The organism is Arthrobacter sp. STN4 (genome assembly GCF_024539665.1).
GTDB lineage: Bacteria > Actinomycetota > Actinomycetes > Actinomycetales > Micrococcaceae > Specibacter.
The window spans coordinates 19,578-43,235 of the sequence record NZ_JAKZGX010000012.1 but is presented as its reverse complement, the minus strand read 5'-3'; the positions used below and the strand labels follow the sequence as shown (position 1 = coordinate 43,235).

General features: G+C 68.0%; 25 protein-coding genes and 1 riboswitch. Of the genes, 7 read left to right on the top strand and 18 right to left on the bottom strand.

Annotation, left to right across the window (positions count from 1 at the left end; genetic code table 11):
- The first annotated feature begins 3 nt into the window (after nt 1-3).
- Together MMF96_RS10550 and MMF96_RS10545 are read left to right on the top strand one after the other, a co-directional pair.
- The gene (locus MMF96_RS10550) at nt 4-648 is read left to right on the top strand and encodes an amino acid ABC transporter permease (protein WP_256883520.1); all 645 of its coding nucleotides are present in this window, start codon (nt 4-6) and stop codon (nt 646-648) included.
- Complete coding sequence (locus tag MMF96_RS10545) at nt 645-1,502, top strand: amino acid ABC transporter permease (protein WP_256883519.1); 858 nt, start codon at nt 645-647, stop codon at nt 1,500-1,502. Before MMF96_RS10550 ends, MMF96_RS10545 begins: the two co-directional genes overlap by 4 nt.
- A gap of 86 nt (nt 1,503-1,588) precedes the next feature.
- On the opposite strand, the gene MMF96_RS10540 is transcribed toward MMF96_RS10545, so the two are convergent.
- The 4 genes from MMF96_RS10540 to speB form a co-directional block, all read right to left on the bottom strand.
- Entirely contained in the window at nt 1,589-2,032 is a 444-nt protein-coding gene (locus tag MMF96_RS10540) for a VOC family protein (RefSeq protein WP_176616221.1), read from the bottom strand.
- A 35-nt stretch (nt 2,033-2,067) separates the two neighbouring features.
- Complete coding sequence (locus MMF96_RS10535; RefSeq protein ID WP_256883518.1) at nt 2,068-2,688, bottom strand: hypothetical protein; 621 nt, start codon at nt 2,686-2,688, stop codon at nt 2,068-2,070.
- A gap of 63 nt (nt 2,689-2,751) precedes the next feature.
- Nucleotides 2,752-4,434 carry a thiamine pyrophosphate-binding protein gene (locus tag MMF96_RS10530; RefSeq protein ID WP_256883562.1) on the bottom strand — a complete coding sequence of 561 codons (1,683 nt, stop codon included), beginning with the start codon at nt 4,432-4,434 and terminating at the stop codon, nt 2,752-2,754.
- 38 nt (nt 4,435-4,472) lie between these two features.
- The gene (gene speB, locus MMF96_RS10525) at nt 4,473-5,561 is read right to left on the bottom strand and encodes an agmatinase (protein WP_256883517.1); all 1,089 of its coding nucleotides are present in this window, start codon (nt 5,559-5,561) and stop codon (nt 4,473-4,475) included.
- Between the two features lie 248 nt (nt 5,562-5,809).
- Between speB and MMF96_RS10520 the strand changes: the two genes are divergently transcribed.
- Entirely contained in the window at nt 5,810-7,789 is a 1,980-nt protein-coding gene (locus MMF96_RS10520; protein ID WP_256883516.1) for an amino acid transporter, read from the top strand.
- Between the two features lie 170 nt (nt 7,790-7,959).
- Here the strand turns inward: MMF96_RS10520 and MMF96_RS10515 are convergent, their stop codons facing one another.
- The 6 genes from MMF96_RS10515 to MMF96_RS10490 all read right to left on the bottom strand — a co-directional run bounded on the left by MMF96_RS10515 (nt 7,960) and on the right by MMF96_RS10490 (nt 12,030).
- Nucleotides 7,960-8,208, bottom strand: coding sequence for a ferredoxin (locus MMF96_RS10515; RefSeq protein ID WP_176616225.1), 249 nt, complete (start codon nt 8,206-8,208; stop codon nt 7,960-7,962).
- Complete coding sequence (locus MMF96_RS10510) at nt 8,205-9,491, bottom strand: NADH-ubiquinone oxidoreductase-F iron-sulfur binding region domain-containing protein (protein ID WP_256883515.1); 1,287 nt, start codon at nt 9,489-9,491, stop codon at nt 8,205-8,207. Before MMF96_RS10510 ends, MMF96_RS10515 begins: the two co-directional genes overlap by 4 nt.
- Nucleotides 9,488-10,066 (bottom strand): ferric reductase-like transmembrane domain-containing protein, encoded by a 579-nt coding sequence (locus tag MMF96_RS10505; RefSeq protein WP_256127780.1) that lies wholly within the window; start codon nt 10,064-10,066, stop codon nt 9,488-9,490. The genes MMF96_RS10510 and MMF96_RS10505 overlap by 4 nt, the downstream gene beginning before the upstream one ends.
- On the bottom strand, nt 10,059-11,042 hold the full coding sequence (locus MMF96_RS10500; RefSeq protein ID WP_256883514.1) for an FAD:protein FMN transferase: 984 nt from the start codon (nt 11,040-11,042) through the stop codon (nt 10,059-10,061). Before MMF96_RS10500 ends, MMF96_RS10505 begins: the two co-directional genes overlap by 8 nt.
- Nucleotide 11,043: 1 nt before the next feature.
- Nucleotides 11,044-11,322 carry a hypothetical protein gene (locus MMF96_RS10495; RefSeq protein WP_256883513.1) on the bottom strand — a complete coding sequence of 93 codons (279 nt, stop codon included), beginning with the start codon at nt 11,320-11,322 and terminating at the stop codon, nt 11,044-11,046.
- Nucleotides 11,323-11,445: 123 nt separating this feature from the next.
- The gene (locus MMF96_RS10490; protein WP_176616228.1) at nt 11,446-12,030 is read right to left on the bottom strand and encodes a cupin domain-containing protein; all 585 of its coding nucleotides are present in this window, start codon (nt 12,028-12,030) and stop codon (nt 11,446-11,448) included.
- 1,331 nt (nt 12,031-13,361) lie between these two features.
- On the opposite strand from MMF96_RS10490, the gene MMF96_RS10485 reads away from it, so the two are divergent.
- From MMF96_RS10485 to MMF96_RS10475, 3 genes are all read left to right on the top strand, one after another.
- Nucleotides 13,362-13,730, top strand: coding sequence for a hypothetical protein (locus MMF96_RS10485; protein ID WP_256883512.1), 369 nt, complete (start codon nt 13,362-13,364; stop codon nt 13,728-13,730).
- Between the two features lie 164 nt (nt 13,731-13,894).
- A complete protein-coding gene (locus tag MMF96_RS10480; protein ID WP_256883511.1) occupies nt 13,895-14,341 on the top strand; it encodes a Clp protease N-terminal domain-containing protein in 447 nt (148 codons plus the stop codon).
- Nucleotides 14,342-14,928: 587 nt separating this feature from the next.
- Nucleotides 14,929-15,041, top strand: a riboswitch (SAM riboswitch).
- Nucleotides 15,042-15,056: 15 nt separating this feature from the next.
- Nucleotides 15,057-15,377: a hypothetical protein gene (locus MMF96_RS10475; protein WP_176618402.1), complete on the top strand. Its 321-nt coding sequence runs from the start codon at nt 15,057-15,059 to the stop codon at nt 15,375-15,377.
- A gap of 5 nt (nt 15,378-15,382) precedes the next feature.
- Here MMF96_RS10475 and MMF96_RS10470 read toward each other — a convergent pair whose 3' ends face one another.
- From MMF96_RS10470 to MMF96_RS10450, 5 genes are all read right to left on the bottom strand, one after another.
- A complete protein-coding gene (locus tag MMF96_RS10470; protein WP_309145229.1) occupies nt 15,383-15,733 on the bottom strand; it encodes a VOC family protein in 351 nt (116 codons plus the stop codon).
- A gap of 87 nt (nt 15,734-15,820) precedes the next feature.
- Nucleotides 15,821-16,051: a biotin/lipoyl-containing protein gene (locus tag MMF96_RS10465; RefSeq protein ID WP_176618403.1), complete on the bottom strand. Its 231-nt coding sequence runs from the start codon at nt 16,049-16,051 to the stop codon at nt 15,821-15,823.
- Nucleotides 16,048-17,112, bottom strand: coding sequence for an alpha-ketoacid dehydrogenase subunit beta (locus MMF96_RS10460; RefSeq protein WP_256883510.1), 1,065 nt, complete (start codon nt 17,110-17,112; stop codon nt 16,048-16,050). The genes MMF96_RS10465 and MMF96_RS10460 overlap by 4 nt, the downstream gene beginning before the upstream one ends.
- A 2-nt stretch (nt 17,113-17,114) precedes the next feature.
- Nucleotides 17,115-18,125, bottom strand: coding sequence for a thiamine pyrophosphate-dependent dehydrogenase E1 component subunit alpha (locus MMF96_RS10455; RefSeq protein WP_256883509.1), 1,011 nt, complete (start codon nt 18,123-18,125; stop codon nt 17,115-17,117).
- A gap of 153 nt (nt 18,126-18,278) precedes the next feature.
- Nucleotides 18,279-19,064, bottom strand: coding sequence for an IclR family transcriptional regulator (locus MMF96_RS10450; RefSeq protein ID WP_256883508.1), 786 nt, complete (start codon nt 19,062-19,064; stop codon nt 18,279-18,281).
- A 188-nt stretch (nt 19,065-19,252) separates the two neighbouring features.
- Here MMF96_RS10450 and MMF96_RS10445 point away from each other — a divergent pair, with 188 nt between their 5' ends.
- The gene (locus tag MMF96_RS10445; protein ID WP_176618407.1) at nt 19,253-20,344 is read left to right on the top strand and encodes a VIT1/CCC1 transporter family protein; all 1,092 of its coding nucleotides are present in this window, start codon (nt 19,253-19,255) and stop codon (nt 20,342-20,344) included.
- Here MMF96_RS10445 and MMF96_RS10440 read toward each other — a convergent pair.
- The 3 genes from MMF96_RS10440 to purU form a co-directional block, all read right to left on the bottom strand.
- On the bottom strand, nt 20,305-20,760 hold the full coding sequence (locus MMF96_RS10440; RefSeq protein WP_256883507.1) for a universal stress protein: 456 nt from the start codon (nt 20,758-20,760) through the stop codon (nt 20,305-20,307). The genes MMF96_RS10445 and MMF96_RS10440 overlap by 40 nt on opposite strands.
- A 115-nt stretch (nt 20,761-20,875) precedes the next feature.
- Nucleotides 20,876-22,501: a cytosine permease gene (locus MMF96_RS10435; RefSeq protein ID WP_176618409.1), complete on the bottom strand. Its 1,626-nt coding sequence runs from the start codon at nt 22,499-22,501 to the stop codon at nt 20,876-20,878.
- 244 nt (nt 22,502-22,745) lie between these two features.
- Nucleotides 22,746-23,657, bottom strand: a complete 912-nt coding sequence (gene purU, locus MMF96_RS10430) for a formyltetrahydrofolate deformylase (protein ID WP_176618410.1) — start codon at nt 23,655-23,657, stop codon at nt 22,746-22,748.
- Nucleotide 23,658: the final 1 nt, after the last annotated feature.

Sequence of the window (23,658 nt, the reverse complement as noted above, 5' to 3'; positions counted from 1 at the left end):
ACCATGGAACTACTTTTCAACCACGCAGGTGACTTCGGCCAGGGGGTGCTGGTCACGCTCGGCCTCGTTGTGTACGGGGTCCTGGGCTCGATCGTCCTCGGCACCGTCCTTGCGGCGCTGAAGACCAGCCCCATCCGGGTCGCCCGCGCCATGTCATCCACCTACATCCTGATCTTCCGCAATGTCCCGCTGCCGGTGCAAATGGTGCTGTTTGTTTTCGGGCTGCCACAGTTGGACATCCAGTTCTCGCTGTATGCCTCCGCCGCCATCGCACTGGTGCTGTACACGGCACCCTTCGTCGCGGAGACCATCCGCTCCGGCCTCAACACCGTGGACCGGGGCGAATTGGAGGCCGGCAGGGCACTGGGCTTCGCGCCCATGATGTCCTTGAGGCTGCTGGTGCTCCCACAGGCCATGGCGACCGTTGTCCGCCCCTTGGGCAATGTCTACATCACCATGGTCAAAAACACCTCGGTGGCCGCCCTGGTCGGGGTTGCGGAACTGACGTTCCTCACCGACAAGCTTGCCGTGGATCAGGCCTCACCGTTCCTCATCTTCGCAGGAGCTGCCATTAGCTACTTGGTGCTGGGCCTGGCCGTCGGCCGCCTCGTTGCCGCACTGGACCGGAAGGTGGCGTTTAGCCGATGAACAACCATTCCCTCTTCGACCCGGCCGGACCCCGTACCCGGCGCCGGCACATCATCTTCGAAATTGTCACGGGAGCAGCCCTCGCCGCCCTGGCCGTCATGGTCCTGGCAACCCTGGCCAAAAAGGGCGTCTTTGGCGCCGCCGCCTGGGCGCCCTTTGCCCAACCCGGCTTGTGGAAGCTCCTGGGGCAGGGGCTGCTCAACAACATTGCGGCCGCAGCCGTCGGGATGGTCCTGTCCCTGGCCGTCGGCTGCCTCCTGGCCTTTGGCCTGGTCTCCACCCGCACCTTCCTGCGCCGCCTCAGCCGCGTCTACACCGACGTGTTCAGCAGCATCCCCCTGTTGCTGCTGCTGTACTTCACGTCCCTGGTCCTGCCCAACTACGGCCTCAAGCTTGGGGACTTTTGGTTCCTGGTCATTGCGTTGACGCTCTACAGCGGCGCTGTCATTGGAGACCTGATCCGCTCCGGCATTGCCGCCCTGCCCCCGGGACAGTCCGAGGCGGCGCTGGCACTGGGCTTTTCCCAGGTCGGAACCATGGTCCGGGTGCTCCTGCCGCAGGCCCTGCGGTCCATGAGCCCCGCGCTGGTCAGCCAGCTGATCATCCTGTTCAAGGGGACGGCCCTCGCCTACGTGCTGGGCGGGTACATGGAACTGCTGCGCTCCGCCACGGTCATTGGGCAGTACTTCACGCAGTCACTGCTGCAGGCGCAGTTTGTTGCCGCCATCGGGTTCCTCATCGTCAACATCCTGTTGGGCGCCCTGGCGGACATGCTCGAACGCCGGCAGCGCAGGCTTGAAACCCAGGCACCAAGCACCACCGGATCGGACATCCCGGTCCTTCAAGCCGCCTAGGAGCCGGGTCCTTGGCTGTGCCGGGCGTCTGCCCGGACACGGTACTGCCACAGCGCTGCGCCTGCAAGACCGCGGGGCAGTGCGCGTCAGTTGATGTCGAACTCGTTGCCTTCCGGGTCGCGCATGGCGACGGCGTAGTGGTCCAGGCCTTCCGTCTCGAACGTGTGCAGGCGCACTGCACCGAGCCCGGCAAGGCGTTCCGCCTTTGCCTCGATGAGTTTGCGCCGCTCGGCGATCGGGGAATTCCTGCCGCGGCTGGCACGGATGTCCAGGTGCAGCCGGTTCTTGTGTGTTTTACCCTCCGGCACCACCTGGAACCAGATGGTGGGCCCGCGTCCTGCGGGGTCGGAGATCCTGTCAATGCCCAGGTCCAGCTCCTCCTCGGGGACGCCGACGTCCCGCCAATAGTCGTCCCAGCTGCCGAAGCCCTGCGGCGGCGGCGTGGGTTCATAATCGAGCGCCGCAGCCCAAAATTCGGCCAGCAGCCGGGGATCGGCGCAGTCAATCACGAGCTGGAAGTCAACCGCCATGGTGCATTCCCTTGCTTGGTTGGGTGAAGCATTCCTCAGGCCGGCCCGGCCAGGTGGACCGGCACGTCCTGTCCCGCCCACGTCACGGTCAGTGCGGGCGCCCCGTGCACGACGCCGGACAGGTCCAGTCCGCGGGCGATCCGCAGCGTGAGTGCCCCGGCAGGAACAACGGTGAGCGCGTCCGACGTCGTCGGCGTCCCTGGCGCCAACGCCGGCACGGCCGCAGCCGTGCCGGTGCTGGCCAGCGTCGCCGTCGCCGGCAGGGTTTCCATCACCCCGTCGGTTTCCCGCATTTCCACGGCCTGCGGCGTGCCGGTGAGCAGCGCGGCCGCCAGCGCGCGGACATAGACGGGGTCTGCCGCGGCGTCGTAGACCCAGCGGCTGCCAAGCACGGAGTGCTCCATGGTGCCGACCAGGAAGGCCTCCGCGCCGTCCAGCGGCGCCCCGCGGTAGCTCAGCGGGACCTGGTACGCCCGGTGCCCGGCGCCGACCAGGATGGTTTCGAGGCCGACCCCGCCGTCCGGGTCGTCAAAGCGGAAGGACCCGAGCCGGACCAGGTCCCCGTCCGCCGCGTCAAACCAGGGCTGTTGCGGCAGCCATTGGGCCAAGAGTTCCATCTTCGAGGGGCGCAGCTGCGCCTTGTACACGAGGGCCATGCGGACCAGTCTAGGCGCCCGCCGCGGGTCCCGCAGCCCCGTTGGCTGCCCGTCCGCGGAAGCTCAGATGTCCAGGTGGGTGGGGGCGAACATCTTCAACAGAACGTCAACCACGACGACGTTTGGCCCGTCCGAAGCGAAACCCTCCCGCAGCGCGTCCCCGACGTCCTCCGGCTTCACCCGGCGGGCCGGGACGCCGAACGACTCGGCCAGCTTCACGAAGTCCGGCCGCGCCAATTCCGTGTGGGTTGCCTTGCCAAACGCTCCCACCATGTATTCGCGCAGGATGCCGTAGCCGCCGTCGTCCACAATCAGCCAGGTGACCGGGGCATTGTGCTGCCTGGCCGTGGCCAGCTCGGCGATGGAATACATGGAGGAACCGTCCCCGGCCACGGCCAGCACGCGCGCGGGCCTCCCCGCACCCTGCAGCCCGAGGGAGCCGCCGATGGCGGCCGGGAAGGCGAAGCCCAGGCCGCCGGCGCCCTGGGCGGAATGGAATTCGCCGTCGCGGGAGTCCCAGCAGCTCCAGCCCCAATAGGCGGAGATGGTCATGTCCCAAAACGTCTGCATGTCCGCCGGGACGGCCTCGCGGATGTCCGCCATGAACCGGCGTTCCAGGGCAAGGTCCTGGCCGTCGAGCCTGGCCGCGACCTTGGCCAGCGTTTCCTTGACCACGGCCTGCGGCGTGGCGCCGTGCCAGTCGGCGTCCGCGCTCAGCGACGCGTCCAGGGCGGTGTCGAGCGCGGCGAGCGCCTGGCCGGCGTCGGCCCGGATGCCCAGCGCGGGGCGGTTGGATTCGAGCACGCGCGGTTCGGCGTCGATCTGGATGATGCGCCCCCGCGGCTCCATGGTGAAGTAGTTGCTGGACACCTCGCCCAGCGAGGAGCCGATCACCACCAGCACGTCGGCGTCTTCCAGGACCTCGGTGACATGCCGGTCCTCGACCCATGACTGCAGCGACAGTTCGTGGTTCCACGGGAAGGCGCCGTTGCCGCCGGGCGTGCAGACGACGGGTGCGTTGAGCTTTTCCGCGATGGACAACAAGTGGGCCCCGGCCCTGCCGCGGCGCACCCCTCCCCCGGCCACGATGGCCGGCCGCACCGCATCGGTGAGCCATTTGACGGCCTCGCGGACCAGCTCCACCCGGGGCGGATTGTCGAACGGTTCGGCCAGCGCATCCTCGACGGCGGGCACAAAGACGGGGTCCAGCAGCACGTTTTGCGGCACCTCGATCCACACCGGGCCCTGCGGCGAGGACACGGCCTCGGTCCAGGCGTCCTGGATGGCTGAAGGGATGCCGGAGGCGTGCTGGATGAGCCGCTGGCTCTTCGTGACGTTCGCGGCGGAAGCCTTTTGGTCGTCGAGCTGGTGGAGCATGCCCTTGCGCCGGGCGCCCAGGCCCTCGAGCGGGATCTGGCTGGCCACCACGATCATGGGCACGCCGGTGGCATAGGCCTCCTGCAGCCCGGCCAGGGCTGTCAGGGCGCCGGGCCCGGTGGAGAGGAACAGCACGCCCACCTCGCCGGTGGCGCGCGAATAGCCGTCAGCGGCGAAGGCCGAGTTGTTCTCCACGCGGGAGGAGACGAAGTGCAGCGGCGAGCGGCTCAGGGCGTCAAAGAGGCCCAGCGCGTGCTGGCCGGGGATGCCGAAGACGGTCTTCGCACCCAGGGCCGCCAGGGTTTCGACGACGAGGTCCCCACCGTTGCGCTGGGCGTCGAGTCCCGGCTGCTCCCCGGGCCCGGCCAGCGGGGTGGGCTCGACAGGCTGGACCAGCTGGGCGTCGCTCACTGGGCACCTCCCTGGGTGCCGACCAGCGGGGCGGGCGCAAAGCCGGCCGGCCGGCGTCGTGCTTCCGCGTCCAGCGCCTGGGCGGCGTAGCCGTTGGCAGCCCCAAAACGGTCGCCGGGCACATGGTTGTCGGCCATCAGGGAGATGAGCTCGTAGCCGACGTGGCTGGCGGCGACGCCGGTGATTTCGGCGTGGTCGTAGGCCGGGGCCACCTCCACAATGTCGGCGCCGATGAGGTTCATGCCGCGGAAGCCGCGGATGATTTCCAGGAGCTCGCGGCTCGTGAGGCCGCCGGCCTCGGGCGTGCCCGTGCCGGGGGCGTGCGCGGGGTCCAGGACGTCGATGTCCACGGAGATGTAGAGCGGGCGCCTGCCGATGCGGTCGCGGATCTTCGCCACGGTCTCCAGCGCGCCCTGGTGGTAGACGTCGGCGCTGGTGACGATGCCGAAGCCGAAGCGGTGGTCGTCGTCGAGGTCCTTTTTGCCGTAGAGCGGGCCGCGGGTGCCCACGTGGGAGATGGCCTCGGTGTCCAGCAGGCCCTCCTCGACGGCGCGGCGGAACGGGGTGCCGTGCGTGTAGGCGGCGCCGAAGTAGGTGTCCCAGGTGTCCAGGTGTGCGTCAAAGTGCAGCATGGCGACGGGCCCGCCGGCACGCTCGGCGGCGGCGCGCAGCAGGGGCAGGGAGATGGTGTGGTCGCCGCCAAGGGTCAGCAGCTTCGAGCCGCCTGCGGTCAGGTCCAGTGCGTTTTGCGCGATGGTTTCGATGGCCTCGTTGATGTTGAACGGGTTGACGGCCATGTCGCCGGCGTCCGCCACCTGGCAGTTTTCAAACGGGGAAACGTCCCAGGCAGGGTTGTACGGGCGCAGCAGCCGGCTCGCCTCGCGGACGTGGTTGGCGCCAAACCGCGCACCGGGCCGGTAGGAGACGCCGCTGTCAAAGGGGACGCCGACGACGGACACATCGGCCCGCGCGACCTGGTCCAGGCGGGGCAGGCGCGCGTACGTGGCGGCACCTGCATAACGCGGAATTTGGGCGGAATCGATGGGCCCCAGGTTCCCGTTGGCCTCGATGCGGATCTCTTTCATGGACGTTCCTCGTTTCTTTGCGCAGTAGACCTGCGTCACATGCGGCCTGCGCTCACCATCGTACAGCCGAAGTTGCCTAATGTGAATCAAAAGTTTTCTCAAAGGGAATTTTGCCGGCACGATGACGCGCCCGGAACCTTGACCCCCTAAGATTTCATCGGTACCGGGCTCCACACCAGCCTGGAGTGCTACTCTCACTGAGCCGCCAAAGGGGCGGCACCGGCGACACTGCGCGAAAGGAACTTCCCGTGACCTCCCTTTCCCGCGCACCTGCGGACCCCGGATCCCCGCCCAGGCCCAGGGGCGGCGAAGCCTTCCGGCAATGGCTCATGGAAGGCCTGCCCGAAAGCTCGGGCAAGCGGCAGGGCCCCCACGGCCGGCCCGACGCCGAACACAAACCGCACGCATGGTGGCGGGTCATGTGCCTGACCGGCCTGGACTACTTTTCCACCCTCGGCTACCAGCCCGCCATCGCCGCCCTGGCCGCCGGGGTCCTGGCCCCGCTGGCCACCATAGTCCTGGTCGTGGTGACCCTCTTCGGCGCACTGCCCGTGTACAAGCGGGTGGCCCGCGAAAGCCCCCATGGCGCCGGTTCCATCGCCATGCTCGAGCGGCTGCTCCCCCGCTGGTGGGGCAAGCTGTTTGTGCTGGCTCTGCTCGGCTTCGCCGCCACCGACTTCATGATCACCATCACGCTGTCCGCCGCCGACGCCTCCGCCCACGTCATCGAAAACCCGTTTGCGCCAAGCTTCCTGCATGGCCAGAACATCATCATCACCCTGGTGCTCGTCGCAGCCCTGGCCGCGGTGTTCCTGCGCGGGTTCAAGGAGGCGATCGGGATCGCCGTCGTCCTGGTGGGCGTGTTCCTTTCACTGAACCTTGTGGTCATCGCCGTCGCCATGGTCAAGGCCCTGGGCAGCCCCCTCCTGACGGCGGACTGGTGGACGGCCCTGACCACCCAGCACGGGAACCCCGTCATGGTGGTTGCCATCGCCCTGCTGGTCTTTCCCCGCCTGGCGCTGGGCCTTTCCGGCTTTGAAACCGGCGTGGCCGTCATGCCGCAGATCACGGGCCGGCCCGACGACACGGCGGAAGGGCCCGAGGGCCGCATCGCCGGCGCGCACAAGCTGCTGACGACGGCGGCCGTCATCATGAGCACGTTCCTGATCACCTCGTCACTGGCCACCACCATCCTCATCCCGGCCGCCGATTTCCAGCCCGGCGGCCCGGCCAACGGGCGGGCCCTCGCCTACCTGGCGCACCAGTTGCTGGGCCCGGGCTTCGGCACGGTGTATGACCTGAGCACCATCGCCATCCTCTGGTTTGCCGGCGCCTCGGCCATGGCCGGCCTGTTGAACCTGGTCCCGCGCTACCTGCCCCGCTTCGGCATGGCCCCGGAATGGGCCGGTGCCGTGCGGCCCCTGGTGCTGGTGTTCGGCGTGATCGCCGTCGTCATCACGCTTGCGTTCAAGGCCAGCGTCGACGCCCAGGGAGGCGCCTACGCCACGGGCGTGCTGGTCCTGATCACCTCGGCGGCCGTCGCCGTCACACTCTCCGCGCGGCGCAAACGGCAAAAAGTGCAGACAGCCGGCTTCGGGGCCGTGTCCGTCGCGTTCATCTACACCACCGTCGCCAACTCGATCGAGCGCCCGGACGGCCTGCGGATTGCCGCCCTGTTCATCGTCGGCATCGTGGGGGTCAGCCTGCTCTCACGCCTGCGCCGCGCCTTTGAGCTGCGGGCCACGCACGTCCACATGGACGGGGCCGCCCTGCAATTCGTCTCCGACGTCGACAAGGGTGCCATCCGCTTCATTTCCCACGATCCGAAAACCCGCAGCGCCGCCGCGTACCGCCGCAAGCTCAGCCACGCCGCCACCGTCAACGAGATCGGCAATCCCAAGAAGGCACTGTTCCTGGAAGTCATTGTGGACGACTCCTCCGACTTCGAGGCCGCCCTGGAAATCCGTGGCATCGAACGCCATGGCTTCAAAATACTGGAAGTCCACGGGCCCACGGTTCCCAACACTGCGGCCGCGGTCCTGCTGCACGTGCGCGACATCACCGGGGTCATCCCGCACATTTATTTCCGTTGGAACGAGGGCAACCCCATCGCCAACATGCTCAAGTTCATCTTCCTCGGCGCAGGTGAAATCGCCCCGGTCACGCGAGAGGTGTTGCGCGAGGCCGAACCCGACCTCACCCAGCGCCCCTGGGTCCACGTGGGCTAGGAGCTGCCCTGGGGGTCCGGGCGCCTGCCGCCAACACGCCCGCTTCCCCTGGCTGCTCGCGGCGGCGGCCCTGCGGGGACACCCAGCGCAGAAGGGTCCCGGAAAACCGCCCCGCTTCCAACCGAGGGTCCAGGGGGCGTTGGATGTCCCGGTCCTGCGGGAGTGCCGGGTCAGGGGCGGATGATGCGCAGGGCCAGGAGCGGGCAGAGGTTCTCGGCGTCCATTGCCGCAGCCAGTTCGGCCCCCGTCAGGGGCACATCCGTCGCATCCCGGCCCGACCGGACCCGGCCGGGCGCGGCCACGGGGTAGCCCCACTCGTCGCGCCCCAGGGCTTCGGGCAGCAGTTCGGTGCAGAGGCCGCGGCCGTCGCACCTGGTCCAGTCGATGTGCAGCCGCGCTGCCGGTCCGCCGGCGTTCACCGCACCGCACCTCCCGCCGGTGCTGCCTCCTGGCACTGCCCGGCCAGGTGCCGGCGGACGTCGTCGGCGAAGGTTTCCAGCGCGCTGTGGACCAGCTGCACCGTGCCGTCCGGATGGTGGCACGCGCCGCGGCCGGCCACCAGGGCCAGCAGCCTCTCCACCTCGCGGACCAGCCCCGGCCCGCCGGTGCCGGCAGCCAGGCGGCCCATGACGTCGGCGAGCGCCGGCAGCCCGAACATGCACGGCCCGCATTGCCGGGCGGACTGCCCGGCCAGGTAATCCATCATCGCCGCCGTGGCTGCGAGCCCGCAGCGCCCGTGCCCCAGGACGTGGAGCACCCCGGCGCCGGGGCGGACGGCACCCCCGGCAGGCGTGCTGCCGGCAGCCGCGGCGGCGGACAGCACCACCCCGTCCGGCCGGACCCACCGCCCGTGGTAGCCGCCCACCAAAACGGCGGAAACGGCGTCGCTCCCCACGCCCGCCGAGGCGAGCACGGAGTCCAGCGGGGCGCCCCCGGGGACCTCGAGCACCACTTCGGACGGCACGTTGCCGGTGACGGAGACCAGGCGGGTGCCCGGGTCCTCCGGCGTGCCCGCCGTGCGGAACCAGCCTGCCCCGTACCGGGCCACGAGGGCGGTGTGCGCCCACGTTTCAACGTTGTGGACCAGGGTGGGGCGGCCCTTGAAACCGCTGCCGGCCAGCCGGGCCGCCAGGTCCCGGGGCAGTGCCCGGCCGGTTTCCAGGAAGTTGACCACGGCGCTGGCCTGCCCCGCCACGAAGGTGTCCGGCGCCTCGACCAGGGCAATGTGCCGCGCGTCGGCCCGTTCGGCGAGCGCCGCAGCCACGGGCGCGAGGTTGGCCGCGCCCGCGTAGATGAACACGCTTCCGGCGCTGAGTTCCGCCGCCGCAACCAGGCCGTCGATGACCAGGTGCGGGGCGTTGTGCAGCAGCGAGGCGTCCTTGAAGCTCAGCGGCTCGCCCTCCGCACCATTGGCGATGAGCACCGGTCCGCCCGTCCGCGGCACATACCTGTTGGGCCTGCGGGCGTGGTCGACGGCGGCAAACTTCCGCCACGCCCCGAACCCGGCGCCGCCCCGGCCCGTCAGCCCCGAAGCCTCCAGCTCTTCGGCCAGCGACCAGTCCCGGCCATGCCGCGGCACCTCCCCGTAGGCCGCCAGGTGGGCGGCCATCCCGGCCGCGGCGCCGGCCGCAAAGAGGCGCGGGCCGGCCGGCCCCGCGGCGGTGCCACCCTGCATGGCCGCAATTTCGGTGGCCGCGCTCATGGCCGGGTCCAGCCGTTGCGTGCGTTGCCGGCGCGCCGTGCCGCGGCCGTCTCCAGGAAGCCCGCGGAAACCCGCCAGGCCACCGCGGCCAGCACTGCCACGCCCAGGACGATGGCGGCAGCCACCACCGGCGCGCTGGTCCCGTCGGTGCCGTTCCCCATGGAATGCGCCATGGCCAGGGGCCACATCGCGTAGCTGAGCCAGTGCACGGCCTTGAAGGTCCTCGTCCCCAGCCGGCGGCGCAGCAGGGCTGTGGCCACCACGGCCGCCATCAGGTCCAGGGACACCGTCCCCAGCCCCTGCCAGAAGGCCTTGTAGCTGCCCAGGAACGGTACCACCACGTCCACGAGGTTCAGCTGCGCATAGGAATCGAACAGCAGCGGCACCACATGGAACACCAGGAACACCACGGCCAGCAGGGAGATGTTGCGGTGCAGCAGGGTCACGGAGACGCGGGGAATGGCCAGCAGGGGCCGCCCGGACCGGGCCAGGATGCCCAGGAGGACGGACCCGGTGAGCAGCACCATGTCCAGCAGCCCGCTGACCCGGGCGAAGGCCCACATCGCGTCATCCATGGGAACCCGTTCCCGCCAGTTCCGCGGCAGGCCAGCCGGCCGTCGTGATGACATGGCCGCCCTGGTCCACGAGGCGGCTGCAGACGCCGCATTCACGCAGCCAGGCCACGGCGGCACGGCCCCTGACGAGGGCGGCGGTGCTGTACGCATTCGCCTCCAGGGCGGTGGGGGCGGCCACGCTGGCACTGCGCCACACGGCATCCACCGGCAGCCCGAAACGCGGATCCAGGATGTGGTGTCGCAGCGCTCCGGTCTGCATCCAGCGCCGCTTGGACGTGCTGGACGTGGCCAGGGCATGGCCGGCCGGCAGCGAGACCTGCTGGGCGGGGTCGGCCGGGGTGTCCTGGACCAGCACCTGCCAGTGCCCTGCCACGCCGTCCGGGGCGGGACCGGCGGTCGCGATGTCGCCGCCCAGGTTCACGAGCGCCCCGCAGCCAAGTTCGACGGCGATGCGCGCCGCCGCCATGTCCGCCGCCACGGCCTTGGCACTGGAGCCAAGGTCCACGGTGACGTCCGCGGGCACCGACAGGAAGCGGCCGTCGAGCGTGATGCGCTGCCAGCCGGGTGCCCGGGGCATGCGCAGCGAGGGGGCGCCGGAGGGCGAAACGGCGGCCAGGCCGCTTTCGTTCCGTACGGGCGCCCGCAGGGAGGCGAAGTCGGCGTCGTAGCCCAGGGAGATGAGGTCGCCGCCCAGGGTGGGGTCAACGGCGCCCCCGGTCCAGCGTGCCGCGGCCAGGGCGGATTCCATGAGGGTGGCCAGCAGCGGCGAGACGGTGGTGCCGTGGACCAGTTTCTGGCGCAGCACCGCCAATTCCGAATCGGCGCGGAAGCGGCTGCAGGCGAGGTCGACGGCGTCGAGCACGTGTCGAGCCAGGGTGAGCGCGGAATCGGCACGCCGGGGATCCGTCACGACCACCGAGGCGGACAGCCCCCAGGGCTGCCAGGCCCGTTGTGCCGTGGCGTGGCCGGACGCCACCTCAGGAACCTGCCGACCGGGACAGGCTGGGCCCGCCGTTGCCCGGCAACAGCTGGGTCCCGGACGTGGACCCGGACCGCAGGCCCGGGTCCGACGACGAACCCGAGGAGCCCGGGGCCGGGGTGGTGCTGCCCTGGGTGGCGGATGCCTTCGCGGCAGCTGCGGCGGTGATGGTGCCGTACAGCGCCACACTGCCCAGTCCGGCCGCCCCCACGGCGCCCATGGCCACCATGGAGGTGACGGCCTTGGCGATCTTCCTGCCGTCAGGCGTTGGTGCCATGGCGTGCCCTCGCTCTCACAGTCGTGCCGGGTGGTTGTCGATTCAACTATCCACGCGTTCGCTATGAGTTTGCCGTGAACGGGCAGGTGGGAACTTAGGTATTCGCCTGACGCGGCACGGGCGCTACTGTCCCGATCCGGACGCCGCCGGGACCAGGATGAACAGCGCCTCCACCGGCTCGGCGGAGCGGTTTTCCCAGGAATGCGGCTCCCGGCCGGGGAACGACAGCGTATCCCCGGCCTTGAGCTCGTACGAATCCTGGGTCATGATCAGGGTCAGTTCCCCGCTGATGATGTGAAGCACGTCCACGTCGCAGTCCACCGCATACAGTTCCGATTCGCCGCGGCCGAACGGCTCGATGGTGGCGCCGAGGATCTGGACGCGCCGCTCCGAGCGGGCCGTCAGCAGCCGCTCCACGATGCCCTCGCCGCCCAGGAAGATGCGCGGCCCCTCGCCGCTGCGGGTCAGGTGGGTCTCCGGCACGGCAAACAGTTCACCGACGGAGATGGACAGGACTTGGCACAGGGTCACCAGGGACGCGACACTGGGAGAGGTCAGGTCGCGCTCCACCCGGCTCAGGAAACCCTTCGTGAGCCCGGTGGCGTCGGCAACATGTTCAATGGTGAGGCGCTGGGCCTGGCGTGCGGCGCGGATCCGGGATCCTATCGCCACCGGTGCCAGGCTTGGTTCAACGGGTAGTGCCTTCATCTTCGCTCCTTGCTTGTCAGGGCCACGTGCACCCTCCGTGACTCTATAGCTACGAGCCGGACCGATTCCCATCGACCCTTGCCCCAACCACAGCTTAGCCCAGTGAGCAACCAATGTTGCCTGTCAGGCAATGTTTACTCGTGCATCTTCCCATCACCACGGCCGCTGCGGGCGCTGGTAGTATCCGGAGCCACCAGTCGCCAATTCGGGTTTCATGTCACTGGCGTGTCACCAAACCGGATTTCATGGCACTGGCGGTGGGTCAGGTTGCGGTTGAAAGTCAGAGGCGGACTCACTGGCTACTGCCTGTTTGTGTGTCCCGTAGGGCGAACCTCGTGCGGGACAAGCTCGCGGCTGGGTGACGGCTCGCGTCAGCCGGGCCCACTGAATCCAGGAATCATTGCTCCTCGGCGCATCTCGCTGCAATCTTGAAGTCGTGGCCACCAAAACCAGGACAGTCGAGGAACTTCTGGCCGAACTCCAACGCTTGGCAAGGGTCAAGAGCAGTGCCGAGGACGACCATTCGATGAGTTTCCGCCTTCCGCTTGATCTCGTTCGTCCAGAATCAAAAATGCTGGCTGTGACTCAAGCTGTCGTCGATGCGATGAACGGGTTAGAGGAAGCACTCGAGCGGGATCCGAGCTTCGAGCACATGGACAAGTCGACCGACACGCTCCAGGATTTCATCGCCCGGGCCTGGGCTGACCCCGAGACCGATCAGGTTCAGCAGTACATCACGAAGCACTCCCGCGAACTGCTCGAGCTCGTCTGTTTCCTCCCAATCGAATATCTGGCCATCGACGCCCCCGCTATGTTGCTCGGGCTGCAACTCCTGCCCGTCACCGACTCAAGCATTCCAACCACAACCGCGCCGTGGTTCGATCTCGCGCCGCCCATCGGCTGCGTGGCCGCGATCCCCGTCACGGGCACCAACCTCGGAAAAATGGCCGAGAGAGCACAGACTCTCCTAGCGCATGCCCTCCGTGTCGCGCGCGTTGGGCTGCGTGACCACAACGGGATCAACGACCGCCAGCTCAGATTTCGACCTGCCGTCGCCTACGCCTTCAGCAACAATTTGTCCGGATGGCGATCCCGCGGCGATATCGCGTACGAACTTACACTGGGGCCGTCCAGCCTCGACAGCATAAGCAACCGGCCAGTCTGGACGATGTCAGCGACCCCCATGACAGACATCCACAAGAAGGCCGATCTGGCACTTCGCTGGATGGAACGCGCTCGGTTCGCCGACGAACCACTCATCGCGCTCCTTTACCTCATTCTTTGCCCTCGAAGCACTACTTGGCGACACGTCCGAGGGGCTCAAGGCAGACATGCTGGCCTTCCGGCAGCTCGTCCTGAGCCACGTCGTGTCCGGCGGATTCCGGGAACCGAACGCCACCTGGTTCCTGTACTCTCGTGTGCGCTCCGCCGCAGTGCACGGCGAAGAACCTCCGCCCGTAGACGATGCGATTGTCGACAGTTTCGAATGGGCCGTCCGAGACACGCTCAACGAGTACTTGACCTTCGCAAGCACCCAAAACATCGGCAGGAGGGGAAAGCTCATCAAAGCACTCACCTCGCATCCAGACGTCCCAAAGCTCGTGGATTGGATCCGCACGAACGCCGGAAACGACTGGGAGGCCTACCTCGAGAAGGCGCTACTGATCGCAGAACACCCGACTGAACAACTTCACGATTGACCGAGGCGGGCCCGCATGCCCCATTGCGTAGCTGCCGGTATGACGAACCGTCAGCGGGAACGCCTGACACGGCCGCTGCTCGATTAGCGGCCGGGCTAGGAGATCCTCCTCCGGGGGAGGCGCGCCCGTGGTGCCGGCGCGCCGCGAAGACTACGCTTCAGGGCATGAGCGGTTCAAAGTTTTCTGGGAATTACACCGACGGTGCCCGGCGGGCGGTGGTCCTTGCTCAGGAAGAGTCAAGGGCAATGATGCATGACGCGTACATCGCTCCCGAGCATCTACTATTAGGGCTTTTGCACGCATATCCGAACACGGTGCAGACGGCGCTGGGCGTCTGGCCGGATGAAGTGCGTGATGCGATAATGCGTTTCGCCTCCGCTGGTCCGCAGGACACCTCAGAATCGTTGCCGTTCACCCGCATGTCTCTGGAGGTCCTCAAGGCGGCGCAGCGCACCGCGCGGGAGCTTCATTCCGATCACGTCGGGATCAAGCACCTATTGTTCGGGGTACTGAGTGTCCATAGCGACCGCCTGGATCGTGCGTTGGTCGCTGCGGGTGTGGATCGAGACAGTGCGCAAACGCGGGTAATGGCGGCGCTTACGCGCGGGTGATCGGTTACTCCGAGTTGGGCAACAGGTAGCGATCCCCCGCCGTCCTATCCTCGCAAGCACCCGGAAGGGGTCCGTCCGGATAGGCATTTCGGACTGTCCCGTAAGCCGGTCGGGCAGCGGTGCAGGAGCGAGCGAAATGTTCTCACTTGGAAATCTTCGGACTTCCGTGGCTGGCGGATTCCCGTAGACCCCGCCCGCAAAAATGCCCGGTGAACGAGCCTTGTACGGGACAAGATTTCCGTCCACACGGCCACTCTTCTGACTGCGACAATCGCTGGGTCGAGGCGAGCGAGCCGATACCGGACGCATCCGGGTCGTTTGGTCCTCGCCCCCGGACCGGTGCGTCGCGATCTTCGACAACGGCCCAAGTCCGTGAGACGTGGGTCAGGCAGCCCGCGGCAGCCGCCAGCGATTCCAATGTTCACGCCATCGAGGCGCTGACCAAGGCCCGGTAGCCGGGTCTTGGCAGGTCCGACGCCCAAGTCTCCACGGGATCGACCACCCGCGACATGCACTAAGGCGCGGGGCGGCGTAATTTATTACGCCGCCCCGCGCCGTCATGCCTTAAACGGCTAGTGTGGTGCCAGCTTCAAGAGATGCGACACCAAGCTCCGACTGGTCGCACGCCAACCCCATGTTCACAGGGTGGCTCGGATGAGGAAGCGGCCCGCGGCCAACCGGCCACGGGCAAGAGCACTTCCAAAGGGCAATGACCATGACCATTACTTCCGTCAACCGCACCCACCGCACCTCCCGGACGCAGCCGGCCACAGGGGCCCAAGCCGCCGCCCGGCGCCGGCCCGAGGGCATCCCGGTGCTCCCCGCCGTGGACACCAACCTCGGTTCCGTCACCTTTTTCACCCCCGGCGGCCACCGCCAGTACTGGTCCGCCGAACCGGCCGAACTGCTCGATGCGCTTGCCCGGGCCGTGCGCCCGGCGCAGTGGATCCCGGAAATCGGCACCCTGGTGGTCACCGTGGCGCAGACCGGCGTGCGGTCCGGGCACCGGATCGGTTTCCGGCTCGCCGTCCAGTAGCCCCGTCACAGGTACGGGCGCGTGATGAGTTCCAGGGCATGCCCGGAAGGGTCCTTGAAATAAACACCCCGCCCGCCGTGCTCGGTGTTCGTCTCGTACGGCCGCGTCATTTGCGGGTCAGCCCAGTGCAGCACTTCCGTGGCCACCAGGCGGGCGTAGGCGCGGTCAAAATGTGCGTCGTCCACGAGGAATGCGTAGTGCTGCATCTGGATCTCCACCGGCGGTTCGGCAAATTGCAGCATCACGCCGCCGTCCAGGAGGATGTTGGTGAACGGGCCCCATGAAGGGACCGGGCGCGCTTCGAGCAGCCCGGTGTAAAAGCGCGCTGACTCCTCGCGGTCCCGCGAGGCGATGATGGTGTGGTTAAACGTGGCTGAAATGAGTGTTCTCCTTGAGGTGTCAGCAGCCCGATGGCAGGCTACCGCGGCGGGGAGGGCGCCAGGCTACTCGATGACCGCGATCACCGCCCCCTGGGCCACCTCGTCGCCTTCCTCCACCCGCAGCCGGACGGTGCCGGCTTCAGGCGCGTAGATCTCGGCGTCGACCTTGTCAATGGCCACCTCGGCGAGCAGGTGCTTTTCGGCCACCGCGTCACCGTCGGCAACGTACCAGGTGGCCAGCACGCCGGGTTCGGAGGCGTCGCCCGTCATCATGGGGAACAGGATTTCCTTCATGCAGTGACCGCCGTCCGGATTGCGGCCTCAATGCGTGCGGCCGTTGGCAACACAGCATATTCCAGTTCGCGGGCGTAGGGAATGGGCACGTCCGGCACGCAGACCCGGCTGAAGTGCCTGAGCAGCGTGGGGTCGTGTTCGGTGATCGTGGCCGCAATTTCCCCGGACAGGCCAAACGATTCATAGTCCTCGTCCACGACGACCACGCGGCCGGTCTTGGCTGCGGTGGCGATGACTGCCTCACGGTCCAGCGGCACCAGCGAGCGCAGGTCCAGCACTTCGACGCTGATGCCCTCCCCCGCCAGCTTCTCCGCCACATCCAGGCTGTGGTGGACGGACAGGGACAGCGTCACGATGCTCACGTCCGTGCCTTCGCGGACCACCTTGGCCCTGCCGATCGGCACCACGTAGTCCTCCTCCGGCACGGCACCGATGGAGCGCTTGTTCTTCGCCATCCAGGCCAGCCCCATGACGCCCTTGTGGAACATGTACACCACGGGGTCGTCGGAGTGGATGGCCGCCGTCATGAGCCCCTTGGCGTCGTACGGGTTGGAGGGGACCACCAGCTTCATGCCCGGCAGGTGCGCGAACGTCCCCCACAGCGTCTGCGAGTGCTGCGCGCCGTCGGAATAGCCGCCGCCCACCGCGGCCATGAGCACCATCGGCACCCTGACATTGCCTCCGGATTCGAAGTGGATCTTGGCCATGTGGTTGTAGATCTGGTCCATGCACACGCCGAAGAAGTCCACGAACATGAGCTCCACAATGGGCCGCATGCCTTCCACTGCCGCCCCGATCCCGAGGCCGATGAACGCGGACTCGGAAATCGGCGTGTCAATGACCCGGTCCGGGCCAAATTTCTCCAGCAGCCCCGTGGTGGAGGAGAAGATGCCGCCGTAGGCTGCCACGTCCTCGCCCATCACAAACACGGAATCGTCCTGCTCCATTTGCGAGCCGATGGCCTCCTGCAGGGCCTTGGCCGTGTTCAGCCGGCGCGTCCCGGCGTCCGGTTCCACCGGCAGGGACGTTTGGGCCGCCGTCGCATTTGATGTTGCACCCATGGCTATTCTCCTTCCACAAAGACGTACTTGAGTGCCTCGGCCGGGTTGGGCGTTGGCGAGGCCTTGGCATTTTCGACGGCGTCCTCCACCCGGGTGCGCGCCTCGCCTTCCATGGCGGCGGCGTCCGCGTCGCTGAGGAGCCCGGCGTCGCCCAGCTGCTGCCGGTAGGCCGGGATGGGGTCCTTGTCCGGGACGCCGGCAAGCTCGGGCCGGTACCCCTGGGCGTCACCTTCAAAGTGGCCCCAGAGGCGCAGGGTGTGCACTTCGATCAGGCTGGGCCCGCCGCCGGCGCGGGCACGCGCCACGGCCTCGCCGGCCGCGGCGTGGACCGCTTCGACGTCGTTCCCCTCCACCCGGATGCCCGGCATGCCGTAGCCGGCGGCACGGACGGCGTTGGACGGCACCGCAGTGGAGGCGTCCCGGGCCACGGAGATGCCCCAGTCGTTGTCCTCGATGACGAAGATGACCGGCAGCTTCCACAGCGCCGCCAGGTTCAGCGACTCGTGGAACGGGCCGGCGTTGGCAGCCCCTTCGCCCGCCACCGCGGCGGCAACGCTGTTGGTGCCCGCCCGCTGGAACGCGAACGCCTGCCCTAGTGCCGCCGGGAATCCCTCGGCCACAATGCCCGAGCAGGAAAAGTGGATGGACGGGTCAAAAAGGTGCATGTGGCCGCCGCGGCCGTGGCCCAGCCCCGATTCGCGGCCAAAGATTTCCCCGGCCAGCGACCGCAGGTCCATGCCCTTGGCAATGGCCAGGTGGTGCGGGCGGTGTGTTGCCGTCAGCGCGTCACCGGTTTCCAGGTGCGCGCACAGCCCGGCAGCCACCGGTTCCTGCCCTGCCGAGAGGTGCATTTCACCGGGGACCAGGCCCTTTCCAATGTCAAAGCCCGGACTCTTGTCTGCGTGGTATTCGCGCAGTATTGCTTCCTCAAAGGTCCTGATCAGGATCATTTGGCGCAACAGGCCCAGCCGTTGTTCGGTGCGCAGCCCCGTTACGGCCTCAGTTGTTTCCATCCTCATCACCACTTCCTTGTGTCCGCGGGGCACTGGGGCACCAGCCGCTGGACGCGGCTGCGTGCCCCGGTTTCAGGCGTCGCCTGCCCTTGTCACTTGAGCGTAGGCACAACTGCCCGACGGCGGCACGGTGCGATATTTCAGCCGATGAAATTATTGCCCTTGACCGTGTTCGGGATTGACGCCGAGCACCACGGCAAGCTGCGTGGCAGCATCCTGAAGCACCTTCGCGTAGTCCTGGTGCACGGTTCCCCGGGCACCTGACGCCGGGAAGGAAACGGCCAGCGCACCCAGCCAGGAAGAGGTCGCCACGGGCACGGCCAGGCAGGTGAACCCCAGTGCGTACTCCTGGAGGTCCACGGTGACGGCGGGGCGGGGCTCAAGCCGGCGCAGGAACTCCCGTGGCGAACAGATGGTGTACGGGGTGAGTTCTTCCAGGGGGTGGCGCGTGATGTAGTCAAGCCGCGACTGGGGGTCCAGCTGCGCCAGGATCTGCTTGCCGAAGGCGGTGGCGTGGGCGCCGTCCTGCAGCCCCACCCACAAATCGACCCGGGGCGAAAGCGGCCCGTCCACAATGTCCACCATTTCAATTTCGCCGTCCACGTAGCGGCTCAGGTACGTGGCAACGCGCAGTTCGTCGCGGATGCCGTTGAGCACGGCGCGGCCCTGGGCCAGCGCCACGGCCCCGCTGTCCGCGGCCAGGGCGGGGTGGGCCGGGCCGAGGACAAAGCCGTCGGAGTCCTGCACAACATAGTTGGAGTGCGCCAGCGTGCGCAGCACGTTGTAGGTGGTGCCCAGGCTCAACGCCGTTGCCCGCGCGATGAACTTCGCCGGCAGCGGGCGGGAGGCGGAACCGACGCAGTCAAGCACGGCCAGCGCACGGCTGACGGACGTTATCAACGTGGGCGTTCGTTCGTCACGGGCGAATGTGGGCTGCATCACCACTCCTTATGGTGCCAGATTACCGCAGTCCCGGCCCCCGGCGCAGTCCCGGGCGCCGGAGCAGGGGCACAGGCCCGGCACAGGGTGCCGGTTGAGGTTCCCCGAAACCTTTTTTCGAGGACCACCGGCCAGTTTCCCGCCGGCAAAAGGGCTAAAGTAATGGCTGACTTGAGGAGTTCCACACCATGCCCGAGCGCATTCCCACCCCTGCAGAAATCAAGCGGTGGCAGCAATATTTGGCCGACGAGCGGGCCGAGGCGGCGGTTTACCGCGACCTCGCCAAGCGCCGGGAAGGCGAAGAGAAGGCCATCCTGCTCGCCCTTGCCGAAGCCGAGGGCCGCCATGAGCAGCACTGGCTGGCGATGCTGGGCAGCCACGCCGGGCCGCCCGCCCGGGCCTCCGCCCGCAACCGCCTGCTCGGCCTGCTGGCCCGGCGCTTCGGCTCGGTCTTTGTGCTGGCCCTCGCCCAGCGTTCCGAATCCCGGTCCCCCTATGCCACGGATGTGGATGCCACGGACGCCATGGCCGCAGACGAATCCATCCATGAAGAGGTGGTCCGGGGGCTGGCCACGCGCGGGCGCAACCGGCTGGCCGGTTCCTTCCGCGCAGCCGTGTTTGGCGCAAACGACGGCCTGGTGTCCAACCTGTCGCTGGTCATGGGCATGGCCGCGACCGGGGTGGGCAGCCAGGTGGTGCTGTTCAGCGGCGTTGCCGGCCTGCTGGCAGGTGCGCTGTCCATGGGGGCCGGCGAATTTGTTTCCGTCCGCTCCCAGCGCGAACTGCTGGACGCCTCCACCCCCACCCAGGTCACCTTAACCGCGGCACCGTCGCTGGACCTGAAAAACAATGAGCTGGTCCTGGTCTACCTGGCCCGCGGCATGTCGCGCGAAGCGGCCGAGCACCGGGCCGCCGAACGCCTGGGCCAATACAGCTGCGACTGCGACCCCAGCCTGTCGCTGCGGCCGGACACCTTCGAAAAGGCCGACGAGCATGAGACGCTGGGCACCGCCTGGGGCGCGGCGACGTCGAGCTTCTGCTTCTTTGCTTCCGGCGCCATTGTGCCGATCATCCCGTTCCTGTTCGGGATGACCGGCATCGGCGCGCTGGTGCTGGCCTGCGTCCTGGTGGGCCTGGTCCTGTTGGGGACCGGCGGCATCGTCGGCCTGCTCTCCGGGGGGTCGCCGCTGTGGCGCGGCCTGCGGCAGCTTGCCATCGGCATGGGCGCCGCGGCAGCGACCTACCTGCTGGGCCTGGCGTTCGGGAGCATCGTCGGCTGACGCCCGCCGCGCCGCGGGTGCCGGTCCGGCTTGACCGCCACCACGGGACAGTCTGCGTTGAGCAGCACCTCCTGCGCGGTGCTCCCGAACAGGATCTTGCCCACGGGCGAGCGGCGGCGCAGGCCGATCACGATCAGCGAGGCCTCGTCCTCGGCGGCAATGCGAAGCAGCTCATCGGCCGGGGAACCGGCCCGCTGGGGCTGGCGGATCTCATGCCCGATCCCGGCGTTTTCCAGCTGGCCCGCCACGCGGGCCACGGCCGCGGCCGTGGCAATGGCCGGGTCCCCCTCGGCCGCGTCGCCCGCGGACGCGTTCACGATGACCAGCCGCTCCCCCCGCAGGCTGGCCTCGTGGATTCCGCGTTCCAGTGCCGCCTCGCCAACGGGGGTGGGCACGTAGCCGACAATGACCGGCATTACGGCCTCCTGCAGTTTCGTGCCCCGCCCGGACGGGCCGGTGCGGCGGCTGCGGTGCGGCTGGTCATCACAGTGCTCCCTGGTTGCAGTTGCCGGGCATGGCGGGCCGCCGCGCTTAGTCGTTGACCAGCTCGGCGGGCGCATCCGGCAGCGCAGTGCCAGGCAGCGTGCCGTTTTCCACGGTGTCAACGGCCAGGACCTGTGGCGCCAGCGCCTGCACGCCCTCGGAAACAGGCACCGCTCCGGCCGGCTGGTCCGCCGCGGCCACACCCTGCACGGCGTCGGTGGCGTAGCGGGCGTGGACCCGCGGGCCAAGGATCGCATAGACGGCCGCGGCCACCACGCCGCCGGCCAGCCAGGAGAGGTCGATCCCGCCCATGGCCGTGGCGATGGGTCCCTGCATGATCGGCTCTACGCCGTACATGAACAGCCAGGTGGAGAAGATGCCGACCAGCAGGGCCGTGATGCCGGCCCAGTTGATGACGGGAAGGCGCTTGGTGCCGATCGGATCGAAGAGCCTGTCAACCCCGACAGGCTTCCGCTTGTCCACCCAGAAGTAGTGGACCAGCATGATGCCGCCCCAGGCGGCCACCCAGGCCACAAGTGCACCGAGCCAGGTGCTCAGCGTGTTGGCGAAGGATTCCTGCATCACGAAGAACACGACGCCGACCAGGGCCAGGACCCCGACGAACACGTTGAGGGCACGGCGCTTGATCTTGATGTCCATGGCCTGCGCGGCCACGGAGAACGTGTAGATGTTCAGGATGTTGGTGGCGATGGGTCCGTGGAGCACCAGGAACAGGACCGGGATGGCCAGCAGCCCAAAGTTGTCCACAATCAACTTGCCGGGATCGGCCGTGCCGCTCTTGGTGGCGAGGCTGGCGCCGAGGATTCCGAGCCAGACCACGGGCAGGAACTGGCCGAAGACGGAAGCCATGTACACCTTGCGGCGCGGCACGCTGCGGCTGACGAAGCGCGAGTAGTCGGCGGCGTAGGTGAACCAGGTGATGCCCCAGCCGATCCCGATGACGGTCATGACGCCGGTCATCGCGGCAATCCGGGGGGCGCCGTGCAGGATGTGCCCGGCAGGTCCTGCGTAGGACCAGTCGATGTGCATGCCGAACCACGCCACGGCGGACATGGCAATCAGCACCAGCAGGGTGGGCGGGACGGTCCAGCGTTCAAAGGCGGCGATGGCCTTGTAGCCAAACCAGGCGATGGTGACCTGGATGCCCATGATGAGGGCCGCGACCACCACCTTCGGCCCCACGTTGGCCGCAGCCGGGTCCACCAGGCCAAGCTTGCCCATCAGGGCCATGACCAGGTCCAGGATGATCCAGGTGTTGACGGCGCACCAGCCGATGACCAGGACGGCCTGGATGGCGCTGGGAAGGTAGTTGCCGCGGCGGCCGAACACTGCGCGGGCCAGGACCATGCCCGTGGTGCCGGTGCGCTGGCCGAGCAGCACAAACAGCCCGAAGAGGGCCATGCCGATCAGGTTGCCGACGACCAGCACGGTGACGGTGTCGGCAAAGCTGAGGCCCAATTGGATGCCCAGGGCCCCCAGAACCCAGTTGATCGGTGCGAGGTTCGCGCCGGCCCAAATCCAAAATTGTCCGGAGACGCTCCGGGTGCGCGACGATTCAGGGATCGCCTGCAGGTTTTGTTCGACGTCGCCAACAGGTGACGGATGATTCCCGTGGGCGACGCTGCCCGTCGGGGAAGAACTGGTTTCTCGCATGGAAAACCTCCATTGTTGAGGGGACGTCCCAAGCGTATGTGCCATAAATCACAGTAAACAAGATACATTGTGTCACTGGAATTGGACAAAAAATCGACTATAAGTCACTGGTGGGCGGTGGCCACAGTGCCGTCCCGTTCCTCCCTCCAGGGTCACGCGCGACGCCGGAACGGGCCTTAAACGGCCAAGGGCGGCCATCCGCACGGCACCTGCAGGTGCCGTGCGGATGGCCGCCCTCACAAGGTCAGCGCAGGACGATGGTCCGGTTGCCCTGGACGATCACGCGCCCTTCACAGTGCCAGCGCACCGCGTTGCTGAGCGCCTTGCATTCGGTGTCCCGGCCGGCGGCGACGAGGTCCTCCGGGCCGTAGGCGTGGTCCACCTCAATCACCTGCTGGGAAATGATGGGCCCTTCGTCCAGCTCGCTGTTGACGTAGTGTGCCGTGGCACCGACGGTCTTCACGCCGCGCGCGTAGGCCTGGTGGTACGGCTTGGCACCCTTGAACGACGGCAGGAAGGAGTGGTGGATGTTGATGGCCCGCCCCTCCAGCTGGCGCGTGAGTCCGTCGCTGAGCACCTGCATGTAGCGGGCCAGGACCACCAGTTCGACGTCGTACGCGTCCACGAGCTCCATCAGCTTCGCCTCGGCCTCGGGCTTGGTCCCGGCCGTGACTGGGATGTGGTGGAAGGGGATGCCGTGCCATTCGGCCAGCCGCTGGTGGTCCGGGTGGTTGGACACCACCGCCGCGACCTCCACCGGCAGCTCCCCCTTCCGCGTCCGGAACAGCAGGTCGTTCAGGCAGTGCTCGAACTTCGAGACCATGATCAGCACACGGCGCTTGGCGCCGTGCGGGCGCAGGTCCCACCGCATGTTGTGCCGCAGCGCCACGGGCTCCAGGTCCGCCCGCAGCACCGCGGTCGTTTCCGCGCCTGCCGGGGCGGCAAAGTGCAGCCGCATGAAGAAGTGCCCGTCCGGCTCGGGCATGTCCGGCACCACGCGCAGGTGCTGGCGGTCGCTGAACTGCCGCAGGTCGATGATGTCCGCGCCCTGCTTCAGCAGGACCGAGGAGATCTCGTTGACAATTCCGGGGCTGTCCGCGCAGTCCAGGGTCAGCACGTACTGGGCCGTTTCGGGCCGCGTTGCAATTTCGCTCATG